Origin of the sequence: Mesorhizobium sp. AR02 (genome assembly GCF_024746835.1) — a bacterium.
Classification (GTDB): Bacteria; Pseudomonadota; Alphaproteobacteria; order Rhizobiales; family Rhizobiaceae; genus Mesorhizobium.
In genome coordinates this window covers 1,965,618-1,987,982 of record NZ_CP080531.1, presented here as the reverse complement: position 1 = coordinate 1,987,982, position 22,365 = coordinate 1,965,618, and the positions used below count along the sequence as shown (strand labels likewise).

Sequence of the window (22,365 nt, the reverse complement as noted above, 5' to 3'; positions counted from 1 at the left end):
TCTTTCGGTCATGCCCGCATCGCCTTGCCCAGCGGATCGTAGGGCGACGAAGCGATGACGCGCGCACCTCTTTCGACGCCGACGATGTGGATTGTCAACTCAGTATCGATACCGGCCGCATCGCGATCGACCAGCGCCATGGCGAGGCTCTTGCCGACCGTGTGGCCATAGCCGCCGGAAGTGACGAAGCCGGCAAGCTTGCCTCTGCTCCAGACCGGTTCGTAGCCGCTGGCATCGGCGTCCGCAGCGTCGATTTCGAGCGTCACCAACGTTCGCCTGGGGCCGGTCTGCTGCTCCTTCAGTGCTGCTTCGCGACCGATGAAGTCGCCCTTCTCGAAAGCGATCCAGCGGTCCATGCCGGTCTCGGCCGGCGTGTAATCTTGCGTGAACTCGCGCGACCAGATCCCAAAACTCTTTTCGAGCCGCAGCGAATTGACGGCGCCGAAGCCGTATTCGGTGACGCCGAGGTCGCTTCCTGCCGAAAGCAGCGCACGGCGCAGCCCAGCGTGCTCATTGGCCTGGCAATGGATTTCGTAGCCGAGCTCGCCGATGACCGACAGCCGCCCGACCTTGGCCCGCACCAGGCCGACATCCAGCGTCTTGCAGGCGAGGAAGCCGAAGGCCTGGTGCGAGACATCCTGGTGCGTCAGCCGTTCGAGCAGACGGCGGGCGTTGGGGCCGGCCAGCGAGAAGCCGACGACCGCGTCCGAAATGTCGCGCACGGTGACGCCCTCGGCGAGATGCTGCTCGAACCAGCGCATATGCCATTGCCGCAGATAGTACGACCCCATGATCCACCAGCAGCCGTCGCCCCAGTTGAAGACGGTGAGATCGCCCTTGAGCTTGCCGTTCTCGCCCAGCATCGGCGCGAGTTTCGCCCGGCCGGGCTTCGGCAGCGCGCAGGCAAGCAGCCGGTCGAGCCAGGCTTCCGCCTGCGGCCCGGAGACCTCATAGCGCGAGAAGGCGGTGATATCGAGCAGGCCGACACCTTCGCGCACCTCGCGGCATTCCCGGGCGACGATGTCGAAGGCGTTGGAGCGTTTCAGCGTCGGGGTTTCGACGAAGCCTTGTGGGGCGAAATAGAGCGGCACTTCCATGCCCCAGGAATTGCCCCAGCGGGCGCCGGCGGCATCCATGGCGTCATGCGCGCCGGCCGTCTTCAACGGCCGTCCCGCCGGCAATTGCTCGTTGGGGTAACTCATGACGAAGCGGCGCGAATAGAACTGCCCGGTCGTCTGCTTGATGTATTCGCGATTGGAGGCGAAGTCGCCGTAGCGGGCGATATCCATGCCGTAGACATCGGCTTCCGGTTCGCCATGGATCATCCATTCGGCCAGCGACTTGCCGACGCCGCCGCCTTGCAGGAAGCCGGCCATGACGCCGCAGGCCACCCAGTAATTGGGAACGCCGCGCACCGGGCCGACCAGTGGATTGCCGTCCGGCGAGAAGGTGAAGGCGCCGTTGACCCAGCGCTTGATGCCGGCCGTCTCCAGGCAGGGGTAACGGCTGAAGCCGAGCGCCAACTCGTTGGCGATGCGGTCGGTGTCCTCCTGGATCAGCTCGATGCCGTAGTTCCACGGCGCACCGTCCATGTTCCAGTGCTTGTGGTTGATCTCATAGATGCCGAGCAGCAGGCCTTTCTGCTCCTGGCGCATATAGGTGAAGCCTTCGAGGTCGACGATCAGCGGCAGTTCGCGGTCGAGCGCCTGGATCTCGGGCAGCGCCTCGGTGACGAGATAGTGGTGCTCCATCGGCGACACCGGCAGGTCGATGCCGGCCATCCTGCCGACCTGCTTGGCCCACAACCCGCCGGCATTGACGACGTGCTCGGCAATGACAGTGCCCTTCTCGGTGACCACGTCCCAGCTGCCATCGGCGCGACGATTGAGCTCCAGAACGCGATTGTGCTCGATGATATCGGCGCCGCGCTTTCGTGCCGCCTTGGCATAGGCGTGCACGACGCCCGAGGGGTCGATATGGCCTTCCCGCGCGGCATAAAGGCCGCCCAGCATGCCGTCGGTGTTGAGGATCGGGCAGCGCTGCTTGATCTCGTCGACGCCGACCAGATGGACGTCGTCTATGCCCATGGTCTGAAAAATGCGGAAGGAAGCCTTCAGCCATTCCCAGCGCTCCGGTGCTGAGGCAACCGAGATGCCGCCGGTCATGTGCATGCCGATGTTCTGGCCCGATTCCTTCTCGACCTCCGACAGCAGGTCGATCGTATAGGCCTGCAGCGCGGCGATGTTGGGATCGGCATTCAGCGCATGGAAGCCGCCGGCCGCATGCCAGCTCGACCCAGCGGTCAGCACTTCGCGTTCGATCAGTGCGACATCGCTCCAGCCGAATTTCGCCAGGTGATAGAGCACCGAGGCCCCAACCACGCCGCCGCCGATAACGACCGCCCTGTATTGCGATTTCATTCCGCCGCACTCCGTCAAGCCATGGCGGCGCATCCTACCGGCATTGTACACATGTGTCTAGTGTATTGCGAAGCTGACGCGGAGCAAGCTGGCTATGGGATTTAAGAAAAGCGGTATAGTCGAGGCGGCCGGTGTCCGCGTCTACCGTTTGCCGGAAATCGTCTTCTCGACGTAGCGCGCGAAGTCCTCGACATCCTCGGCCGGAGGCTCCTGGCCGGTGAAGCTGCGCAGATACGAGGCGACCTGGGCCAGGCGGGTGCTCATCGGTTCGTTGAGTTCGAGCGAGTAATAGCCGATCTGCATGAAATAGAGCACGCGGGCGCGCACGAACGCATCTTCTTCCTCATAGCCATGACGCTTGAACATGTCGCGTATGGCATTGACGCGTTCTTCGTCGGCCTCGTCGAGTGCGCGCCGGATTGCGGGGGAGCGGCGGGCCCAGGCCCTGATGGCGAAATCCAGCCGGGGATCGAACAGCCTTTCGTCGACCCAGCATTCGAAAATGCTCATCACCCCGCGGATGACGGTCGCGGAAGGCCGCGAGGCGCGTTCGACGATGAACCTGGTGTTGGTCTGCCGCCAATAGTCCAGCAACTGGTCGAGCAGATCCTGGCGGCTCTTGAAATACCAGTAGAAGCTGGAACGCGAGACGTCGAGTTGCTGGCCAAGCGTCAGCACGCGGACGCGTTCGACGCCATCCGAGATCAGTGTTTCAAGCGCCAGCTTCAGCCAGTCTTCACGCGTGGCCTTGATGTTGCCGGTGGCGCCGGCGCGCTGGATCGTCGTTTCGAGAGCTGCCATCAGCACGACGCATGACACGCCGGGTCAGGCAAATCAAGGCTATGGACATGACTGTACAGAGCAATTCGCTTGAGCCTGGATGGCGCCCCGCGGATATTAGCCGGGTTGCCGTCGATGGGGCGCTGGCGCCGCCGCACGATCGGCGCAAGGACAGGCTTGGGGATTTTTGTCGCGGCTGCTCGGCCAGTGTTTGCTTTCCCGCCAGGCATTTGTCTGGCAAATACCAATTCAGACAGATGCCGCCGCGCGGCCAACCAGCAGGAAAGACCAGGACATGGCGCAGTTTCGAAAGAACCTCATCGATGGCGAATGGGTCGGCGACGCCGGCTCCCGCAACATCAACCCTTCGGATACAGGCGACGTCGTCGGCGAATATGCCTCGGCAGGTGTCGAACAGGCCAAGCAGGCCATCGCGGCGGCCAAGGCGGCGTTTCCGGCATGGTCGCGCTCCGGTCCGCTGGCGCGCCACGCGGTGCTGAAAAAGGCCTCGGACGAGATCATGGCGCGCAAGGACGAGATCGGCCGCAATCTGGCACGTGAGGAAGGCAAGACGCTGGCCGAGGGCATTGGCGAAACCATTCGCGCCGCCCAGATATTCGATTTCTTTGCCGGCGAAACATTGCGTCTGGCCGGAGAGATGGTGCCAAGCGTGCGGCCGGGTGTCGGCGTCGAAATCACGCGCGAAGCGGTCGGCGTGGTCGGCATCATCACGCCGTGGAATTTCCCCATTGCCATTCCGGCCTGGAAGATCGCTCCGGCGCTGGCACATGGCAACACCATCGTCTTCAAGCCGGCCGAACTCGTTCCCGAAAGCGCCTGGTCCATCGTCGATATCCTGCATCGCGCCGGCCTGCCGAAGGGCGTGCTCAACCTCGTCATGGGCAAGGGTTCGGTGGTCGGCCAGGCGATGCTCGACAGCCCTGACGTCAACGCCATCACCTTCACCGGCTCGGTCGGCACGGGAAAACGCGTCGCCGCCGCAAGCGTCGAGCACATGCGCAAGTTTCAGCTCGAAATGGGCGGCAAGAACCCGCTGGTCGTGCTCGACGACGCCGATCTTGCGGTCGCTGTCGATTGTGCGCTCAACGGTGCTTTCTTCTCGACCGGCCAGCGCTGCACCGCTTCGTCCCGACTGATCGTGACGGACGGCATTCACGACCGTTTCGTCGACGCGCTCAAGGATCGCATGGGCAAGCTGGTGATCGGCGATGCGCTCGACGCGCAGACGCAGATCGGCCCGGTGGTCGACGCGACACAGTTGAAGCAGGACGAGGACTACATCGCCATCGGCGTCAGGGAGGGCGCCACGCTCGCCTTCGGCGGCGAACGGCTCGACCGCAAGACGCCGGGCTTCTATCTCAGGCCGGCGCTGCTGACCGAGGCCACCAATGCCATGCGCAGCTCGCGCGAGGAGATTTTTGGCCCTGTCGCCAGCGTCATCCGCGTCAAGGATTATGACGAGGCGCTTTCCGTTGCCAACGACACGCCCTTCGGGCTGACCTCGGGCATCTGCACCACGAGCCTGAAGCACGCCACCCACTTCAAGCGCAATTCGGAGGCCGGCATGGTGATGGTCAATCTGCCGACGGCGGGCGTCGACTTCCATGTTCCCTTCGGCGGCCGCAAGGGCTCGAGCTACGGCCCGCGCGAACAGGGCCGCTACGCCATGGAGTTCTACACCACGGTGAAGACCGCCTATACCTTTGCAGGCTGACCGGGCGCCGGCTCATCGGCCGGCGAGCTTTCACCGCGGAAACGGCATGAGGCAATGACATTGCAGGACCTGACCTGGCTCAACCCGCCGCCGCACCACGTCATCGACGGTGATGCCGTCCGCGTGCGCACCGGCAGGGAGACCGATTTCTGGCGCGAGACCTTCTATGGTTTCTGGCGTGACAATGGCCACTTCCTGCATCGGCCGGTCGAGGGCGACTTCACTGCCGAAGTCACCGTCAAGGGCGACTACAAGGTGCTCTATGACCAGGCTGGACTGATGGTCCGGCTGAGCGAAACGCATTGGATCAAGGCCGGTATCGAATACACCGACGGCCTCGCCTATTTCTCAGTCGTCGTCACCAACGACACATCGGACTGGTCGCTGGTCGCCATTCACGCCGATCCGAACGGCGTCAGGATCCGCCTCACCCGCCATGGTGAGGCGATCCGCGTCCAGTATCTCGATGCTTCGGACGGCCACTGGAAACCGGTGCGGCTTGCCTATTTCCCGGTCTCGAAGACGGTCGATCTCGGCATGATGTGCTGTTCGCCGCAGCGCGAGGGTTTCGAGGTCACGTTCTCCGGATTTTCGGTCGGTCCGCCGATTTCACGGGAGTTGCACGACTGACGCCTGGCGACATCTGCGGCCACAGGTCTGTCTGGAGCCCCTCAGGCAAGAACTTCGGCTGGCTGCCGCTTCACCAGGGGACGTGTAGGATTTCCAGCTTCGGCAAACCGACCGGCCTGATGCCGAGATCGTTGGCGAGCATGCCAAAGGCTTCGGTCTCGATCAGGTCGCGGTAGGGAATTTCGGGGAAGCGAAGGCCGCCGCGATGCAAGGCGGCATCGACCAGCAGCATGGTCCCGCCGACCGCATCGAGGCCGATGATGTGGAGATGCCTGACATCGCTCAGATGATATCGATTTGGTGTCTGTGCCGGAGGCTGGTGGAGACCGCCGCGTATCTCGCGGTAGTAGCGATAATCCCTGGTCTGCCGTCTGATGATAAAGCTGTTGAGGTCGAAGCTGCCGCCGCCGGCGATCTTCACGCAGTTGGGCACCGCGATGCGATGTCGCGTGGCGATCAGCCGGTTCAGCACATCATGGGGGAAGCGCCAGACGTCGATGTCGATCCACAGCGCCCAGTCGTCGTCTTCTTTCAACCCGTGATCGATCAGGTGATTGCGCACCTTGGCAATCGCGCCGCGCCTTACGCGTTGCATGCGAGGCTTTGCCCGCTTTACCCTGTCGAGCCGGGTGCCGACCTGTCTTTGCAGCAGGACAATGTCACGATATTTGCCGGCTAATCCCGCCGTCACCGCATGCAGCCGCTCCCAGCTTCCGTCCAGGCTGTCGCCTTCGCAGAAGACCAGTTTGATCCTGTCCTTGGGATAGTCGAGCCCGTCCAGCGCATCGAGAAACGGTTGGATGAGGTCGGCGGCGTCGCGAAGCGGCACCAGGACGGCGATGTTTTGGCCTGAAGGCGGCGGTGCCGCCAGAACCGCCTTGTCGACGCTGGCTTTCGCCACAGCCTCATCCAGATACGCGCCGCGCGTCAGGTGGTACCGGAGCCGATAGGCTCGGTTGCGAAGCTTGGTCGTCCATTTCGGTGGCGGCTCCGGGATCCACCATGTGGCGGCCCAGTGGTGGATCGAAAGTGCTGCCGTATCGTCGCCAGTCTCACGCTCCGTGCTGCCGTCCGATGTCACCGGCGCGAACAGGCCGGAAGGGTGAATGGCGAAGGCCGCCTGATCGCTGTAGCCGCGCTGCGCGGAGGTCAACAGACAGGGACCGGTCGCGTCGAGCACGTCCTTGGCGCCGGCGAGCCCCGGCATCATGGACAGGAGATGCAGCCAGAATGGATGGCGAGGCGGGCTCGCGATTGTTCCGTTGAACAGGAGGTAGGGCAGACCCCGGAAATCCGCCTGGACGGCCGCATGCGAAGCCGGCTCCTTGCACAGCACGATCCGGGTTTCGTCCATGATCGGATCGAAGGCGGCGACGCATTCGCAATCGATGTCGGCGTAGACCCCGCCAAAATGATGCAGGAGCATATAGCGGGCAGCATCCGACCGCTGCACGCCATTCGTATAGCTGCAAAACATCGGCAGGAAATCAGGGTAGTGCCCGGCCACGAATTCGAGCAACATCCGGTCGCTCTAGAACATCACCGTCCAGCGCGGATTATGCCGTTTCCAGCTGTCGGCATATGCCTGGAAGCGTGCGGGAATGGTGTCGCTCTTCCATGTCTGGTGCAGGATGGCTGGGATCATGCGGCACCGTTTAGTCCAAGCCCGTCACGAACGGCGTCGCGGATCGCTTGCGGGCCGAACCTTGCCCATACCGCCTGATGCGCGCGAAGGCGTTGCCGCGCCCTGCGTTCGGGATCGAGACAGAGTCCGATGGCCATCTCGGCAAGCGTTTCGTCGGAGTGAGACAGCAGCACCTCGTCATTTTCGACCAGGTCCAGGCCTTCGGCCGCGATCGGCGTGGCGATCACCGGCACGCCCGCGGCCATTGCTTCCAGGATCTTGATGCGCGTGCCGCCGCCCGCCGTCAGCGGGACGATGGTGAGATGCGCGCTGGACAAGAATGGCGCCACATCCGCGGGATCTTCGATGAGCTCCACACCAGGCAATCTGGCCAATGCCTGCACCTCCGGTCTCGGCGTGCGTCCCGCCAGGACAAGCCTGGCATCCGGCAGGGCGTTTCGGATGGGGGGCAATATGACACTGGCCAATCGCTGCGCGGCATCGACGTTTGGCGGATAGGCGAGATGGCCGATGAACACGATCACCGGAAAGCCGTTGCCGGTCGACGGCTCGGCAGGCAGGCGCGCGGGACCATCCCCGGCTTGCGGAATTCCGTTCGGAACGACGTCGATCGGGATCTTGTGCCGGGAAAGCGTCATCAGCTTCTGGCGATCCAGGTTCGAGCAAACCCATACTCTGTCTACAAGGGATAGTGCCTTCCTCTCGAGGAACCTGACGCCGAATGCCGCCGCGGTTCGCTTGGCACTGAGACGCCTGATCTGTCCGGCCAGGTCGGACTCGACATTGTGCATGTCGAGAATGAGCTGCTCGGCCAGCGGCCGCAGGGGCCGCAGCAGCTTGAACAGGCCGATGCCCTCGACAATGATGGTGTCAGGGCGGAATTCACGGGCGAGCGTCTCAAGCCGCGTCAGGGCGGAACGCGGTATGCGATTCTCCACCCTTGAGCGCCACCAGCCGATCGAGGCCGTGCGGGGCTCTCCCGCGATCGACAGCCCCTCGACGCGGATTAACGGACCGGGAGCATCCATGGCTATCTTCGGCCGCACCGAAACCAGGCAGACCGGTCCGAACCTGGCAGCCGCTTCGGCGTTGCGGTAGTTTCTCAGATCCGAGCCCGAAGCCGGCGGAAAGCCCGGATCGTACGACACGATCAGCGTACGCTTCTGCGCCACCCGCGCGGGGGTGGCGACAGCCGGTTGCGCGCCTGTGCCGTTCAATGCGGGCGCCGGAGGCGTTGTGTCAGGCAGGGGGTCCGATTCAGATGGCATTGATAACGATTCCGTGATCACAAACATCGGAGCCACCTTGTTTAGCTGAACAAGGCTTTCGTCAAGCAGTGTCTATTTTTGAATATTTCCGTCCGAGCCCTCGGCCGGCTGCACGGCTTATCGCCTGGACCATGCCAGCCAGCGCGCCGCCAGACGCCTGCGCAAGGAGGTGAACCGGGTTCGCCTGTAGGCGTCGCCCGCCATCTTGATGCCTTGGGCCTGCGTCGGGAAGGGATGGATGACATCGGCCAGGGCATGCAATCCCATGCCCGACCGAATGGCGAGCGTCACCGCATTGATCATCTCGCCGGCATGGCTGGCGACGACCGTCGCCCCGAGGATACGGTCGGATCCCTCCCGGACATGGATTTTGACGAACCCTTCCTCCTCGCCGTCCATCACGGCACGGGCGACATCGTGCATCAGCACCGTATAGGTCTTGACCGGAATGCCGTTCCGCCGCGCCTCGATCGGATAGAGCCCGACATGGGCGATCTCCGGATCGGTATAGGTGCACCAGGGAACGACGAGTTCACTGAGCCTTTCGCGCCCGCGAAACAGGGCATTGCGCACGACGATGCGCGCCGTGGCCTCGGCGGTATGGGTGAACTTGTATTCGAGACACACATCGCCCGCCGCGTAGATGTGCGGATTTGTGGTTCTCAAATGATCGTCCACCTTGATGCCGTTGGCGTCATACGCCACCCCGGCGTCTTCCAGGCCGAGACCATCGACATTGGGCGAACGGCCGACGCCGGTGATGATCTCATCGACGGAAATCGTCGTCGTGTCGCCGTCCCGCATCAGGTCGGCGAGCTTCTTGCCGCCCTCCGTCCGCACCGCCACCACTTCGGTGTTCAGGCGCACCTCGACGCCCTCGCGCGCCAGCGCGTCCGAAAGGATCTGCGCGGCGTCGCGTTCCTCGCCAGGCAGGAACATCGGATCGCTCTGCGCCAGGATGACCTTCGCGCCAAGCAGACAGAAGGCCTGCGCCGTCTCGCAGCCAAGCGGCCCGCCACCGATGACCAGGAGCCGCTGGGGACATTCCGTGAGGTTGAACATGCTTTCGTTGTCGAGGTAACCGGCTTCGGCAAGTCCCGGGATCGCCGGCCCGCTCGGATGCGCGCCCGTCGCAACCAATGCCTTTTTGAAATGCAGGACCTTGTCCGCGACCGCCACGCAATCCGGTCCGGCGAAGCGCGCTTCGCCGAAATAGAGGTCGATGCCTTCCGAAGCGATGGTCGCGGCCGAATCGGCGCGGCTGAGCCGCTGCCGGATCTGCCGCATCCGCATCATGGCCCGCTCGAAGTCGACGTGGAGACGCTCCGGCGTGTCGCCGCCGAAATTCTCGGCATCGCGCATGTCGGCATAGAGCCTGGCCGTGCGGATGATCGACTTCGACGGGACGCCGCCGACATTGACGCAGGCACCGCCGATCAACCTGCGCTCGATCAGCGCAACCTTCGCGCCAAGGCTTGCGGCGTCACGCGCCGCGGTCAGTCCGGCCGACCCGGCGCCGATGACGACGAGATTGTAGGGGCCGTCTGGGGTAGGGTTCTTCCAGTGCGGCGGATGCGCGTCCCGGATCAGTTCGACGTCGTTGCGGTCGACAGGGAAAGTGGCGGCCTTTGTCCGTTCACGCGCCATCGCGGCCCCCTGAAGCGGGGCCTGCCGGCTGCGACAGCCAGCCGCCGGTGAAGCCGGCCTTCCCCAGGCCACGGCGGATGTGAGGATTGGATCGCATCAGCTCCCAGATCAGGCGCGAGCGGTGGTTCTCGATCATCATCACCACGATGCCCTGGTCCAGCCCGTAATGGCCTTCCGACACCCAGCCGTTGCGGCCGAATTTTCGCCGGTTGGCCAAGGTCGGATTGAAGCCGCTCGGCAGCCGGAAATTGTCGATCACCTGGGGATAGCGGTCACCGAGATGGCGTATGGCGGCGAGGCAGATATCGGGGGCGAAGGGCAGCGACGCCGGATAGGACCATGGCGCGATCGTCCCGTCATCCGGCCCGAAGGGAGCGCCGCGCGCGGCATAGCCGGAAAACCGGTGCCGCCGTCGCTCGACACTGGCGCGGAAGCCGCCTGGTCCGTCTCCTGCCGAAAGGCCCCAAAGGTTCGCGCCATAGCCGTCAAAGCCATAGGGGTTGTGGCGGGCATAGTCGCGTTGGAGGTAGGTCGAGCGGCGGCTGTTTTCGAAATAGTCGGAATTCTTCTCGCGCATGAAGGCGTCGCGGATGCCGGCGAAATCGATCCAGGCATGCGAGAACTGGTGCATGAACAGCGGCCCGCCATAGAGCACGTCATGACCGTAGATGTTTTCCCACTGGTAGGTCGCCGTCCAGGCCTTGTAGCTGTCGTCGGAGGTCGGGCTGTCGGGCGAGGCCATCGACAGCACGTAGAGGATGGTCGCTTCGTTGTAGCCTTCCCAGCCATAGTGCAGAAAACCGCTCTTCGGCTTCCAGCCTTGCCGCAAGGTCGGCGTGCTGCCTTGCGCCCACCGCCAATCGACGCGGCGGTAGAGCGCTTCGGCCAATTGCCGGATTTCGGCCTCCCTCTCGTCCTCGCCGGAGAAATAGGCGCCGGCCACCAGTATGCCGGCCATCAGCAAGGCGGTGTCCACCATCGACAGCTCACAGCGCCAGACGCGCAGGCCGGTGCGCATGTCGAGGAAATGGTAGTAAAAGCCCTTGTGGCCGGTGACATCATCACCCCCGCCTTGCGGGCTGGTGGAGAAGAAGCGCAACGCCGCAAGCGTCAGCTCCGCCGCCGCCGCGCGCGTCATCCAGCCGCGCTCGACGCCGATCGGATAGCAGGAGAGGGCGAAACCGACGACGGCGATGCTGGCCGGGGAGTTCGGCCGCGACGTATCGGCGACCAACCCGTTGTCGGGGTTCACAGTCTCCAGGAAATAGCCGAAGGCCGCGCGCTGATAGCGGTCCAGGAGCTCGTCGTCGGATAGCGCGGCGGGATCTGCTTCAGGCAAACGATGCAAACCCCAGCCTGATGGTCAATGCTCCCGTCGATCGCGCGGTGCCGGTATGGCAGCCATGGATCATCGGCCCTGCCAAACTGTCTCGTCGTGTCATCGCTTTCCCGCAAATCCTGTTCTGTCACTGCCCATACAGACGTCAGCTACTATACGCCTGTCCGGTTCCGATCGTTGCCTCGTCACGCGGAATTGTAGTTGCATCGGCCAATGCGGGGATGTTTCGATCAGGCTCAATACGTGGCGCGCCCGCCGGAGACGTCGAAGACGGCGGCGGTCGTGAACGAGCATTCTTCCGAGGCGATCCAGCAGATCAGCGCCGCCACTTCCTCGACCTCGCCGAAGCGCGCCATTGGTATCTTGGACAGCATGAAGTCGATATGCTCCTGGCTCATCTGCTTGAAGATTGCGGTGCGCACGGCCGCCGGTGTCACGCAATTCACCGTCACCTTGGTCTTGGCCAGTTCCTTGCCGAGCGACTTGGTCAGGCCGATCACCGCCGCCTTCGAGGTGCTGTAGGCGGAAGCGTTGGGATTGCCTTCCTTGCCGGCGATCGAGGCGATGTTGACGATGCGGCCGTAATTGCGCTCGAGCATATGCGGCACCAGCGCCTTGTTGCAGTAGAAGACGCCGTTGATGTTGATGTCGATGACCCTCTGCCAATCCTCGACCGAATACGCCCAGGTCGTCATGTTCGGCCCGGTGATCGCCGCACTGGTAACCAGGATGTCGACGCCGCCAAGGGCTTCGATCGTCCGTGCGGCGGCGCCTTCAACGCCGGCGGCATCGGCGACGTCGATGGCAACACCGTGCAGGCCAGGGACGATAGCCTTTGCCTGTTCGATCTGGGCCGGATCGCGATCCCAGACGCAAACGCGCCCACCCTCGTCGACGATCCTTTGCGCAACTGCCAGGCCGATGCCCGAGGCGCCGCCGGTGATGACGGCCGACCGGCCGGCGAAGCGTCCCGCGAAGTTCATCGGCATCTGAGTCTCCCCCTGTCTATGTTGGCTGAAGGCCATCGGCGGAGACTGTGAGGTCACGACCAGGCAAGTTCAAGCCGGCATGCAGGCCGATCGTCTGGGCCAATGCCCGGGGCAGCCTATGCCGCAGTCCCCTCGAGCTGCTGGCGCAGGGCTTCCACCATCGCCACCAGCGCGGGGCCAATCTCGGCATGCGCGCGTTGCTCGGTGATGATCTCGCCGATGCCGCCGCAGGTGATGGCGACCAGCGGCGAGCCGTCACGCGGGCGGAACGGCACGCCGACCGCGTGGATATAGCTGTGCCAGGCGCCGAACGAGGTGACATAGCCGATCCGCGCATGCTGGGCGATCGCGTCCTCGATCGCCGCCGCGATCATTGCTGCCTTATCGGGCTCTGCCTCTTGCAGTGTACGCACAAGACTGGCGCGTTCTTCCGGCAGAAGTCCCGCCGCATAGGCCAGCCCCATCGAAGTCTTCCAGATCGGCAAATAGGAGCCTGGGTTGAGCCGCAGCGTCACCAGGCTCTCCGACCGGCAATTGGCGAGATAGACCATGTTGAGGCTGTCGCGCGTGCCGATCGCCACCGCCGCCCCTGTCAGGTCGGCCAGCGGCTGCATCAGCGGCCTGGCGATGTGGACGACGGCACTGGAGCTCAGCGCCGAATAGCCGAGCGCCACCGTCGCCGGCCCCAGGCTGTAGCGGCCGAGGTCCTTGTCGTAGAGGAGGTAGCCGAGAGCGCTCAGCGTGTAGGTGATGCGCGAAACCGTGGCCTTGGGCAGGCCGGTGCGCGCGATGATGTCCTGGTTGCCGAGCGAGGTGTCGCCCGGCCGGAAGGCGCGCAGGATGCCGAGCCCGCGCACCAGCGATGAGGAAAGCTGTGCGCCATCGCCGTCGAGTTCCGTCTCGTCCCTTGTCGCTCGCTTGCGCACGCTGGCGATCTTTCTGGCGGAGTGTCCGCCTGTCGGGCCGGTCTCGCCGGCGCGGTGCAGTAAAAAATGAAATTAAATTCCATTTATATTGACAGCAGCTTTTGCAGCCTGTCAATATGTCCCCTCGATGGCATCTTCAAGCGCCCTGTGCCATCTTACGAAGCCCGTCCTTGTGAAGGTAGCCACGTGTCCCGCTATATTTTGCGCCGGCTTATCGCGATGCCGTTCCTGGTGCTTGGCATCGTCACCATTGCTTTTCTGATCACCACGGTGACCAAGGGCGATCCCCTGACGGCAATCGTCGCCGAGCAGCAGATGAGCAATCCCGAAGTGGTGGCCGCCGCCAAGGCCCGCTGGGGTTTGGATCGTTCCCTGCCGGAACGCTATATGATATATCTTGGCAATCTGTTGAGTGGCGACCTCGGCACGTCCTTCATCACCAAGCGCAATGTCGGCACCGACATCCTCTACCGCTTGCCGGCAACGCTCGAGCTGGTCTTCGCCGCGATGATCTTCGGCACCACGCTTGGCATCGTGCTTGGCGTGCTGGCCGCCTATTTCCGCAACAGCCTGATCGACCACGGCGCGCGGCTGTTCGCTCTGTTCGGCTCGTCGCTGCCGGTGTTCTGGTCCGGCCTTGGCCTGCTCTTCATTTTCTCCGTCATGCTGAACTGGCTGCCGGGACCGGGCCGGCTCGATGCCAGGCTGCCGCTGCCGCCCGGCATCACCGGATTCCTGACCATCGATTCGCTGCTGGCCGGCGACCTCACCGTCTTCAAGGATGCTGTGTGGCATCTGTTGTTGCCGGCTTTCGTGCTCGGCTGGACGGTATCGGGAACCATATCGCGGCTGGTGCGCGCCAACATGCTTGACGTGATGAGCCGCGAATTCGTGCTCACCGCGCGCGCCAAGGGGGCGAGCGAATTCCGCGTCGTCACCGTGCATGCGCTGCGCAACACCATGGTGCCGACCTTGACCGTCATCGGCTATTCCTTCGCCTATCTGATCACCGGCGCGGTGCTGACCGAGACCATCTTTTCCTGGCCAGGCATGGGCTCCTATGCGGTCGAGGCGGCGCGCGCGCTCGACTTCCCGGCGATCATCGGCGTCACCATCGTCGGCGGCCTCGCCTTCCTGGTCACCAACCTCATTACCGACATCCTCTATGTCGTCGCCAATCCGCGCGTGAGGTTGAGCTGATGTCGGCAATCGTCACCAAATCCCGCTCCGCCGCCATCCCCGAATGGCTGACCGCGCCGCTCGTCATCGGCACGGTCGTCATCCTGTTCTGGCTGTTCATGACCGTGTTCGCCAATCTGGTGGTGCAGTTCGATCCGCTGGAAATGGTGGCGCGCCGCCTGCAGCCGCCGAGCTGGGCGCATTGGCTGGGCACGGACGCACTCGGCCGCGACGTGCTGGCCCGCACCTTGCACGGGGCGGCGCATTCGCTGCCGATCGCGGTTCTGGTCGTCGTTTCGGCCGTCGTCATCGGTTCGCTGCTCGGCGCGATCTCCGGCTTCGTCGGCGGCCTGACGGGTGCGGCGATCATGCGGCTGGTCGACATCACTCTCTCCTTCCCGCCGATGCTGCTGGCCATGGCTGTCGCAGCCTCACTCGGGCCAGGCCTCGGCAATGCGGCCATCGCCATGGTGCTGGTCTGGTGGCCGGTCTACGCCCGGCTGATGCGCGCGCAGGTGCTGGAGGTGAAGGAGCGCGAGCATGTCGAGGCGGCGATCGCCGCCGGCGCCCGGCCAAGCCGCGTCCTGTTCACGCACATATTGCCGCTCTGCTGGACCCCGGTGCTGATCAGCGCCACCATGGATCTCGGCCAGGTCGTGCTGCTTGCCGCATCGCTCAGCTTCATCGGCCTTGGCGCCACGCCGCCGACGCCCGAATGGGGCTCGATGATCTCCGACGGCGCCGTGCATTTCTACCAATGGTGGATCGCCTTCGGCCCCGGCGTCGCCATCCTCACCATCGTGCTCGGCTTCAACTTCATCGGCGACGGCCTGCGCGACATTCTCGATCCAAGGTCGGACTAGGCGATGAGCGCACAGCTATCTTCAGCGCGCTCCGGCGCGATCGACAGGCCAGGCGAGCGCGAGCCGCTGCTGTCCATACGCGGGTTGCGGGTCGGGTTCCGCAAGGCCGGCAGCCAGTTCGAGGCCGTGCGCGGCATCGACCTCGACGTCGCCAAGGGCGAGGTGGTCGGCATTGTTGGCGAATCCGGTTCGGGCAAGTCGGTCGGCATGCTTGCGGCACTCGGCCTGACCTCGAAGAACGCGGTGGTCACCGGCTCGGTCCGCTTCAAGGGCGAGGAACTGGTTGGCAAATCGTCGCGCGAAATGCGCAAGATCAGGGGCGCGCGCATCGCCATGATCTTTCAGGATCCGCTGTCCTCGCTCAATCCAGTGATGACCGTCGGCGCCCAGATCGCCGAGGCGGTCAGGCTGCATCAGCGTGTCACCTGCAAGCAGGCCATGGCGCGTGCGGTCGAACTGCTCGCCCTGGTGGCGATCCCGCAGCCGGAGCGCCGCGTCAGCCAGTATCCGCATGAATTCTCCGGCGGCATGCGCCAGCGCGCGGTCATCGCCATGGCCGTCGCCAACGACCCAGACCTGTTGATCGCCGACGAGCCGACCACGGCGCTCGACGTGACGGTGCAGGCGCAGATCCTGACCGTGCTGCGCTCGCTGCAGGAGCGACTCGGCCTCGGCCTGGTGCTGATCACCCATGACCTCGGCGTCGTCGCCGGCCATGCCGACCGCGTCGCCGTCGTCTATTCCGGCCGTGTCGTCGAGCAGGCCACCGTGTCGGACCTGTTCGCGGACCCGCGCCATCCCTATACGCGCGGCCTCATCGCCTCGATCCCGAACCTCGAGGAAAGCCGCGACCGGTTGTTCTCGATCGACGGCTCGCCGCCTGCACTTGGCCGGCTGCCGGGCGGCTGCGCTTTCCATCCGCGCTGTATCCATGCCGAGGCGCGCTGCCGGGTTGACGATCCGCCGCTGCATGACATTGGTGGCCGCTTCTCAGCCTGCCATTTCGCGACGACCTTGCCGCCCTTCCACAGCGCTGCGCTGGCAGCGGCAAGCCTGGAGACTGGAAGCGTGACCCGATGAGCGCAGCAGCGGAGCAGATTCAAGCGGAAACCAGGCCAGCGCCGGAAGCAGCGCTGTCGGTTCGTCATCTGGTCAAGGATTTCCCGGTTCGCGGCGGCCTCGTCTTCGACCGCGCGGTTGCCCATGTCCGTGCGGTTGCCGATGTCTCCTTCGACGTGGCACCAGGTGAGACGCTCGGCCTTGTCGGTGAATCCGGCTGCGGCAAGTCGACCCTCGGGCGCTGCCTGATGCGGTTGATCGAGCCGACCAGCGGCGAAAGCTGGTTCCGCGGCCAGAACCTGCTCGCGCTCAATCACGAAGACATGCGCCTGATGCGGCGCTACATCCAGCTCGTCTTCCAGGACCCCTACGGGTCGCTGCATCCGCGCATGCGCATCGCCGACAACATCGCCGAACCGCTGCGCATGAGCGACATGTCGAAGGCCGACCGCCGCGCGCGCGTCGCCGAACTGCTCGAACTGGTGCGGCTCAATCCCGAGCACGGCAAGCGCTACCCGCATGAACTCTCCGGCGGCCAGCGCCAGCGCGTCGTCATCGCCCGCGCGCTCGCGCTCAACCCGCAAGTGGTGATCCTCGACGAGCCGGTCTCTGCGCTCGATGTCTCGGTGCAGGCCGGCGTGCTCAATTTGCTCAAGGACATCCAGCAGTCCTTCGGCACATCCTACCTGTTCATCGCCCATGATCTCTCGGTCGTGCGCCACATCTCGCATCAGGTCGCGGTGATGTATCTCGGCAAGATCGTCGAGATCGCGCCGGCAGCCGAGCTCTATTCCAAGGCGCTGCATCCTTACACGCAGGCGCTGCTGTCGGCCGTGCCGCTCGCCAACCCCGAGAAGGAGCGCAAGCGCGAGCGGATCGTGCTGACCGGGGACGTGCCGAGCCCGCTCAATCCGCCGTCGGGCTGCCGCTTCCGCACACGCTGCTTCAAGGCGCAGGCGATCTGCGCCTCCGTCGAGCCGCCGCTCGGACCATCCGGCGAAAAGCACCGTGTCGCCTGCCATTTCCCGGAACCCGTCAATGCCTTCAGGACTGTCTGACCGCTTGGCCAGGCAGCTACCGAATCTACCGAAGGATTGCGATGTGACTGAAGCCCAAACCAACGATGCCGCGATAACGGACCGCGCGCGCCTGCCGCTCGAAGGCATCAAGGTGCTCGATCTCTCGCGTGTGCTCGCCGGTCCTTGGGCAACGATGAGCCTTGCCGATCTTGGCGCCGAGGTTTGGAAGATCGAGAACATCGATGGCGGCGACGACACCCGCGCCTGGTCGGTGCCGAGCTACAAGGGCGTCTCGACCTATTATCTCTGCGCCAATCGCGGCAAGCAGAGCATCGCGCTCGACATGAAAAGCCCGCAAGGCCTGGCTATCGTGCGCGAACTGGCCGCGAAGGCCGACATCGTCGTCGAGAATTTCCGCTCCGGCACCGCCGACCGTCTTGGCGTCGGTTACAAGGAGCTCAGCGCCGCCAATCCGCGCCTGATCTACTGCTCGATCTCCGGCTATGGCCAGACCGGCCCCGATGCCGGCCGCCCCGGCTATGATTTCGTCATGCAGGCCGAAAGCGGCCTGATGGCCATCACAGGCGAGACCGACGGCGAGCCGATGCGTGTCGGCGTCGCCATCACCGATATCGTCTGCGGCATGGTCGCCACCCAATCGATCCTGGCCGCCCTTTACGAGCGCGCGACGACCGGCAAGGGCCAGTTCCTCGACCTGTCGCTGATCGACTGTGCGTTAAGCCTTCTGATCAATGTCGGCAGCGGCTACCTCAACACCGGCCGCGAGGTTGCCCGCTACGGCAACGCGCATCCGACGGTCGTTCCCTATCAAATATTCGAAGCCGCCGATGGCGGATTTGCGCTCGCCGTCGGTAATGACAAGCAATTCGCGGCGCTGTGCGAAAAGGTCGTCGGCCTGCCGCATCTGGCGAAGGACCAGCGTTTCATCAGGGCAGGCGCTCGCGCCACCAATCGCGAGGCGTTGATCCCGCAACTCGCCGCCGTCTTCCGGACGCAGACGCGTGGTCACTGGATGACGGCTTGTGCCGCGGCCAGCGTGCCGGCCGGCACGGTGAAGTCGATCCCGGAAGTCTTCGATAGCCCGAATGTCCGTGAGCGCGGCCTCGTCCACACCTTGCCGCATCCGCATCTCGGTTCCGTCGCCATGGTGCGCCCGGCGCAGGGGCTCGCCGCGCAGCTGACCGCCGACTTCACCGCTCCGCCGATGCTCGGCCAGGACACGGCCGCTGTATTGACCGACACCCTCGGCTACAGCCCCGAGACCATCGACCAACTGATCGGCGCCGGCGCCATTGGCGTTTTCACGCCTGCCGCTGAGCCTGTTTCCGCCTGACTTTTTTACGGAGCCTGACATGTATCCCGACGTCCACCTGCACATCGACGGCTCGTGGCGCCCGGCGCGGGGCGGACGCACGATGCCCATTGTCAATCCGGCCACGGAGGCCGTCCTTGGCGCGCTCGCCCATGCCGGCATCGACGATCTCAATGAGGCGCTCGCCGCCGCCGCGAAAGGCTTCGAAACCTGGCGGCGCGTCTCGCCCTTCGACCGCTCGAAGCTGATGCGCAAGGCCGCCAACATCCTGCGCGAGCGCAACGAGCACATCGCGACACTGATGACGCTGGAGCAGGGAAAGCCGATCGCCGAATCGCGCATGGAGGCCTTCGCAGCCGTCGACATCATCGACTGGTTCGCCGAGGAGGCCCGGCGCAGCTATGGCCGCATCGTGCCGGCACGCCTCGATGGCGTCAGCCAGTCGGTGGTCAAGGAACCCGTTGGCCCGGTGGCCGCCTTCACGCCGTGGAATTTCCCGCTCAATCAGGCGGTGCGCAAACTGTCGGCGGCGCTCGCCGCCGGCTGCTCGATCATCATCAAGAGGCCGGAGGAAACGCCGGCTTCACCCGCCGAACTGGTGCGCGCCTTTGTCGATGCCGGCCTGCCCGACGGCGTCTTGAATCTGGTCTACGGCACGCCGTGGGAAATCTCGGCCTATCTCATTCCGCATCCGGTGATCCGCAAGATTTCTTTCACCGGCTCGACGCCAGTCGGCAAGCAACTGGCGTCCCTTGCCGGCCTGCACATGAAGCGGGCGACTATGGAGCTCGGCGGCCATGCGCCGGTCATTGTCCTGCCCGATGCCGATCTCGACCGTGCCGCGCGCTCGATGGTCGCGTCGAAATTCCGCAATGCCGGCCAGATCTGCGTGGCGCCGACGCGGTTCCTTGTCGACCATGCCGTCTATGACGATTTCGTCGGCCGCTTCGCCGAGGCAACAAGCCGGATCAAGATCGGCGATGGCCTTGCCGAAGGCACGACCATGGGGCCGCTCGCCAATCCGCGCCGCGTGCAGGCGATGGAGGAGCTGGTCCACGACGCCGTGCAGAAAGGCGCCGAGCTCATCACCGGCGGCAAGCGCATCGGCAATTCAGGCTATTTCTTCGAACCAACCATCCTGTCGAACGTCGGCACCGATGCCCGCGCCATGAACGAGGAGCCGTTTGGCCCGCTGGCGCTGATGACCCCGGTGGACGGGCTGGACGAGGCGCTCGCCGAAGCCAACCGCCTGAATTACGGCCTCGCCGCCTATGGCTTCACCCGCTCGGCGGCAAGTGCTGCAAAAATGTCGTCCGGCATCGCCAGCGGCATGGTGTCGATCAACCACTACGGCCTGGCGCTGCCGGAGGTGCCGTTTGGCGGTATCAACGATTCCGGCAACGGCACCGAGGGCGGCGCCGACGCGCTGGAAAGCTATCTCAACTCGAAGTTCGTCTCGCACCTGCAGGTCGACTGACCGGTCCAGTTACTTCTGCTGGCCGTAAGTCTTGTAGCGCCCGCGAATGGCGGCGAGTTCGGTCTCGCCGATCAGCACCGGCGTGCCGGCGCTGCGCGCCAGCAGATATTGCCGCGCCAGGGTTTCGAGCTTGATGGTGCGGAGGAGCGCCGTGTCGAGATCGCCGCCAAAGGCGATCATGCCGTGATTGGCGAGCAGGCAGGCTGTGCGGTCCTTGAGCGCCACAACAGCCACCTTGGCCAGCTCGCTTGAGGCAAACAGCGCATAGTCCGAGCAGCGCACATCGTCGCCGCCGAAGCCGGCGACCATGTAGTGAAACAGCGGCAGTCCTTCGCGCAGGCACGACAGCGCCACGCAATGGTCGGGATGGGCATGCACCACGGCGCCGGCTCCCGGGAATGCCTTGTAGATCTCGGCATGCATTTCCCATTCGCTCGACGGCTTGAATGCACCGTCCCAGGACCCGTCGAGCTGCATCGCCACCATCTGCTCCGGCCGCAGCGCGCTCGTGGCTATTCCCGTCGGCGTGATCAGCATGCCGGTTGCCGTCCGCACGCTGATGTTGCCTGTCGTGCCGACATTCATGCCGCTGGCGTCCAGCGTCTCGGTCGCGGCGATCAGACTGGCGCGTGCGGTATCCATTACGATGCTTTCCCTGTAGTTGGCCCCATGATCGACTTTGTCGGCGGCCATGTGTCGATTGCCGGGGCGATGGTGGTTGCCCGCGTCATGTCTTGCAGAACATCGGCGAAGATGTCGGGGCCGCCGAGCTTTCCGGATTTCAGCATCAGCGCCAATGGATCGGAGGGCAGGCCGGGCAGGTGGGCGATGGCGCGCGACAGACCAGGACCCTCATAGGCGCCCATGGCGATCCGGGTGATGCCGAGCGCCTTGACCACCGAGCCGGCGGTCTCGCCGCCGGCGACGACCAGCCGCCGCACGCCGAGATCGCGCACCAGGATTTGCGCAATCCTGGCCAGTATCTCTTCCGCCCGTGCCGCTACGGCGTCACGGCCATGCGCCTGCTGCAGCGCCTCGACCGTGGCCTGCGGTGCAGTCGTCGCTATGGCGATCATTGCGTCGGGCAAATGGCGCTCGGCAAAGGCGTGCGCTTCGGCGATGACATCCTTGCCGGCGAAGGCGCCAGCAAGGTCGATGGTCAGCAACGGATTTTTATGCGCGAAGCGGTCGAGCTGTTCGATGGTACGGTCGGCGACGCTGCCGGCCAGCACCGCGGCCGGGCCGTCCACAGCCGGCAGGCTGGCGGCAAGGAGATCGGTTGACGTCACGAGCCCATGCGCCAGCCAGGCCGGCGGCAGGTGCGCCACAACAGAGGAATTGCCGGTCATCAGTGGCAGGTCGAAGGCCGCTTCCGCGATCACTGCCAGATCGCGCTCGCGGAGCGTGTCGGTGACCAGCAACGTCTCACCGCGTGCGCTCTTTTCCCGCACGGCGGCGCGGATGGCCTCGGCGCCGGCATCGACGGTGAGGTACGGCACCAGGCCTGCCTTGCCCTTGCTTTGCGCCTGCAGCACGCGGACCAGATTGGAATCGGTCATCGGCGTCAGCGGATCGAAACGCTTGGGCGATTCGGCCAGCAGTTGCGCACCCCCGAACATATGCCCCTGATAGACAGTGCGGCCGGTCTCGCACAGCGCCGGCGTGAGCAGCGTCACGCCGCCGCCAAGCCGCTCGAGCAGCGCTTCCGCGCAGGGGCCGATATTGCCGGCAGGCGTCGAATCGAAGGTGGCGCAGTATTTGAAGAAGATCTGCCGCGCGCCCGCCTCGACCAGCCGATCAGCGGCCGCGAGCACCTGGCGCACCGCATCGCCGGCCGCGATGACGCGGGTCTTCAGCAGGATCACATGGGCGAGATTGCCAGACGCGACCGGTGCCTCCAGCCCGACCGTGCATCCCGTGGCAATGCCGCGCGCCACCAGCATTGATGCCAGTTCGGTGCCGCCGGTCAGATCATCGGCAATGGCGCCGAATAGAAGGGAGGGCTTCGACGCGGTCATGCGGCTCGTTTCCCTGCCTTTTTGCTGTCGATGGCTTG

At 64.7% G+C, this 22,365-nt stretch carries 18 protein-coding genes; 8 read left to right on the top strand and 10 right to left on the bottom strand.

What is annotated here, in order from left to right:
* Positions 1-8: 8 nt before the first annotated feature.
* On the bottom strand, positions 9-2,420 hold the full coding sequence (locus DBIPINDM_RS13800) for a GcvT family protein (protein WP_258587775.1): 2,412 nt from the start codon (positions 2,418-2,420) through the stop codon (positions 9-11).
* Positions 2,421-2,561: 141 nt separating this feature from the next.
* A complete protein-coding gene (locus DBIPINDM_RS13795) occupies positions 2,562-3,221 on the bottom strand; it encodes a TetR/AcrR family transcriptional regulator (protein ID WP_258587774.1) in 660 nt (219 codons plus the stop codon).
* A gap of 274 nt (positions 3,222-3,495) precedes the next feature.
* Here DBIPINDM_RS13795 and DBIPINDM_RS13790 point away from each other — a divergent pair, with 274 nt between their 5' ends.
* Both DBIPINDM_RS13790 and DBIPINDM_RS13785 read left to right on the top strand, forming a co-directional pair.
* A complete protein-coding gene (locus DBIPINDM_RS13790; RefSeq protein ID WP_258587773.1) occupies positions 3,496-4,935 on the top strand; it encodes an aldehyde dehydrogenase family protein in 1,440 nt (479 codons plus the stop codon).
* 54 nt (positions 4,936-4,989) lie between these two features.
* On the top strand, positions 4,990-5,565 hold the full coding sequence (locus DBIPINDM_RS13785) for a DUF1349 domain-containing protein (protein WP_258587772.1): 576 nt from the start codon (positions 4,990-4,992) through the stop codon (positions 5,563-5,565).
* A gap of 70 nt (positions 5,566-5,635) precedes the next feature.
* Here DBIPINDM_RS13785 and DBIPINDM_RS13780 read toward each other — a convergent pair whose 3' ends face one another.
* The 6 genes from DBIPINDM_RS13780 to DBIPINDM_RS13755 all read right to left on the bottom strand — a co-directional run bounded on the left by DBIPINDM_RS13780 (position 5,636) and on the right by DBIPINDM_RS13755 (position 13,379).
* The gene (locus DBIPINDM_RS13780; RefSeq protein ID WP_258587771.1) at positions 5,636-7,087 is read right to left on the bottom strand and encodes a glycosyltransferase; all 1,452 of its coding nucleotides are present in this window, start codon (positions 7,085-7,087) and stop codon (positions 5,636-5,638) included.
* Between the two features lie 119 nt (positions 7,088-7,206).
* On the bottom strand, positions 7,207-8,427 hold the full coding sequence (locus DBIPINDM_RS13775) for a glycosyltransferase family 4 protein (RefSeq protein ID WP_258587770.1): 1,221 nt from the start codon (positions 8,425-8,427) through the stop codon (positions 7,207-7,209).
* A 168-nt stretch (positions 8,428-8,595) separates the two neighbouring features.
* Positions 8,596-10,125, bottom strand: a complete 1,530-nt coding sequence (locus DBIPINDM_RS13770) for a mercuric reductase (RefSeq protein WP_258587769.1) — start codon at positions 10,123-10,125, stop codon at positions 8,596-8,598.
* Positions 10,115-11,464, bottom strand: coding sequence for a glucoamylase family protein (locus DBIPINDM_RS13765; RefSeq protein ID WP_258587768.1), 1,350 nt, complete (start codon positions 11,462-11,464; stop codon positions 10,115-10,117). The genes DBIPINDM_RS13770 and DBIPINDM_RS13765 overlap by 11 nt, the downstream gene beginning before the upstream one ends.
* Before the next feature lie 236 nt (positions 11,465-11,700).
* Entirely contained in the window at positions 11,701-12,453 is a 753-nt protein-coding gene (locus DBIPINDM_RS13760) for an SDR family NAD(P)-dependent oxidoreductase (protein WP_258587767.1), read from the bottom strand.
* Between the two features lie 116 nt (positions 12,454-12,569).
* Positions 12,570-13,379, bottom strand: a complete 810-nt coding sequence (locus DBIPINDM_RS13755; RefSeq protein ID WP_258587766.1) for an IclR family transcriptional regulator — start codon at positions 13,377-13,379, stop codon at positions 12,570-12,572.
* Between the two features lie 219 nt (positions 13,380-13,598).
* Between DBIPINDM_RS13755 and DBIPINDM_RS13750 the strand changes: the two genes are divergently transcribed.
* From DBIPINDM_RS13750 to DBIPINDM_RS13725, 6 genes are read left to right on the top strand one after another with little or no spacing between them, the layout of a single operon-like run.
* Entirely contained in the window at positions 13,599-14,579 is a 981-nt protein-coding gene (locus DBIPINDM_RS13750; RefSeq protein ID WP_416361778.1) for an ABC transporter permease, read from the top strand.
* Positions 14,579-15,421 carry an ABC transporter permease gene (locus DBIPINDM_RS13745; RefSeq protein WP_258587764.1) on the top strand — a complete coding sequence of 281 codons (843 nt, stop codon included), beginning with the start codon at positions 14,579-14,581 and terminating at the stop codon, positions 15,419-15,421. The genes DBIPINDM_RS13750 and DBIPINDM_RS13745 overlap by 1 nt, the downstream gene beginning before the upstream one ends.
* 3 nt (positions 15,422-15,424) lie before the next feature.
* On the top strand, positions 15,425-16,501 hold the full coding sequence (locus tag DBIPINDM_RS13740; protein ID WP_258587763.1) for an ABC transporter ATP-binding protein: 1,077 nt from the start codon (positions 15,425-15,427) through the stop codon (positions 16,499-16,501).
* Positions 16,498-17,538, top strand: coding sequence for an ABC transporter ATP-binding protein (locus DBIPINDM_RS13735; RefSeq protein ID WP_258587762.1), 1,041 nt, complete (start codon positions 16,498-16,500; stop codon positions 17,536-17,538). Before DBIPINDM_RS13740 ends, DBIPINDM_RS13735 begins: the two co-directional genes overlap by 4 nt.
* 43 nt (positions 17,539-17,581) lie before the next feature.
* Positions 17,582-18,853, top strand: coding sequence for a CaiB/BaiF CoA transferase family protein (locus DBIPINDM_RS13730; RefSeq protein ID WP_258587761.1), 1,272 nt, complete (start codon positions 17,582-17,584; stop codon positions 18,851-18,853).
* A gap of 19 nt (positions 18,854-18,872) precedes the next feature.
* Positions 18,873-20,309 carry an NAD-dependent succinate-semialdehyde dehydrogenase gene (locus tag DBIPINDM_RS13725; protein ID WP_258587760.1) on the top strand — a complete coding sequence of 479 codons (1,437 nt, stop codon included), beginning with the start codon at positions 18,873-18,875 and terminating at the stop codon, positions 20,307-20,309.
* A gap of 9 nt (positions 20,310-20,318) precedes the next feature.
* Here the strand turns inward: DBIPINDM_RS13725 and DBIPINDM_RS13720 are convergent, their stop codons facing one another.
* Entirely contained in the window at positions 20,319-20,951 is a 633-nt protein-coding gene (locus tag DBIPINDM_RS13720) for a class II aldolase/adducin family protein (RefSeq protein WP_258587759.1), read from the bottom strand.
* A complete protein-coding gene (gene otnK, locus DBIPINDM_RS13715; RefSeq protein ID WP_258587758.1) occupies positions 20,951-22,327 on the bottom strand; it encodes a 3-oxo-tetronate kinase in 1,377 nt (458 codons plus the stop codon). The genes DBIPINDM_RS13720 and otnK overlap by 1 nt, the downstream gene beginning before the upstream one ends.
* Positions 22,328-22,365: the final 38 nt, after the last annotated feature.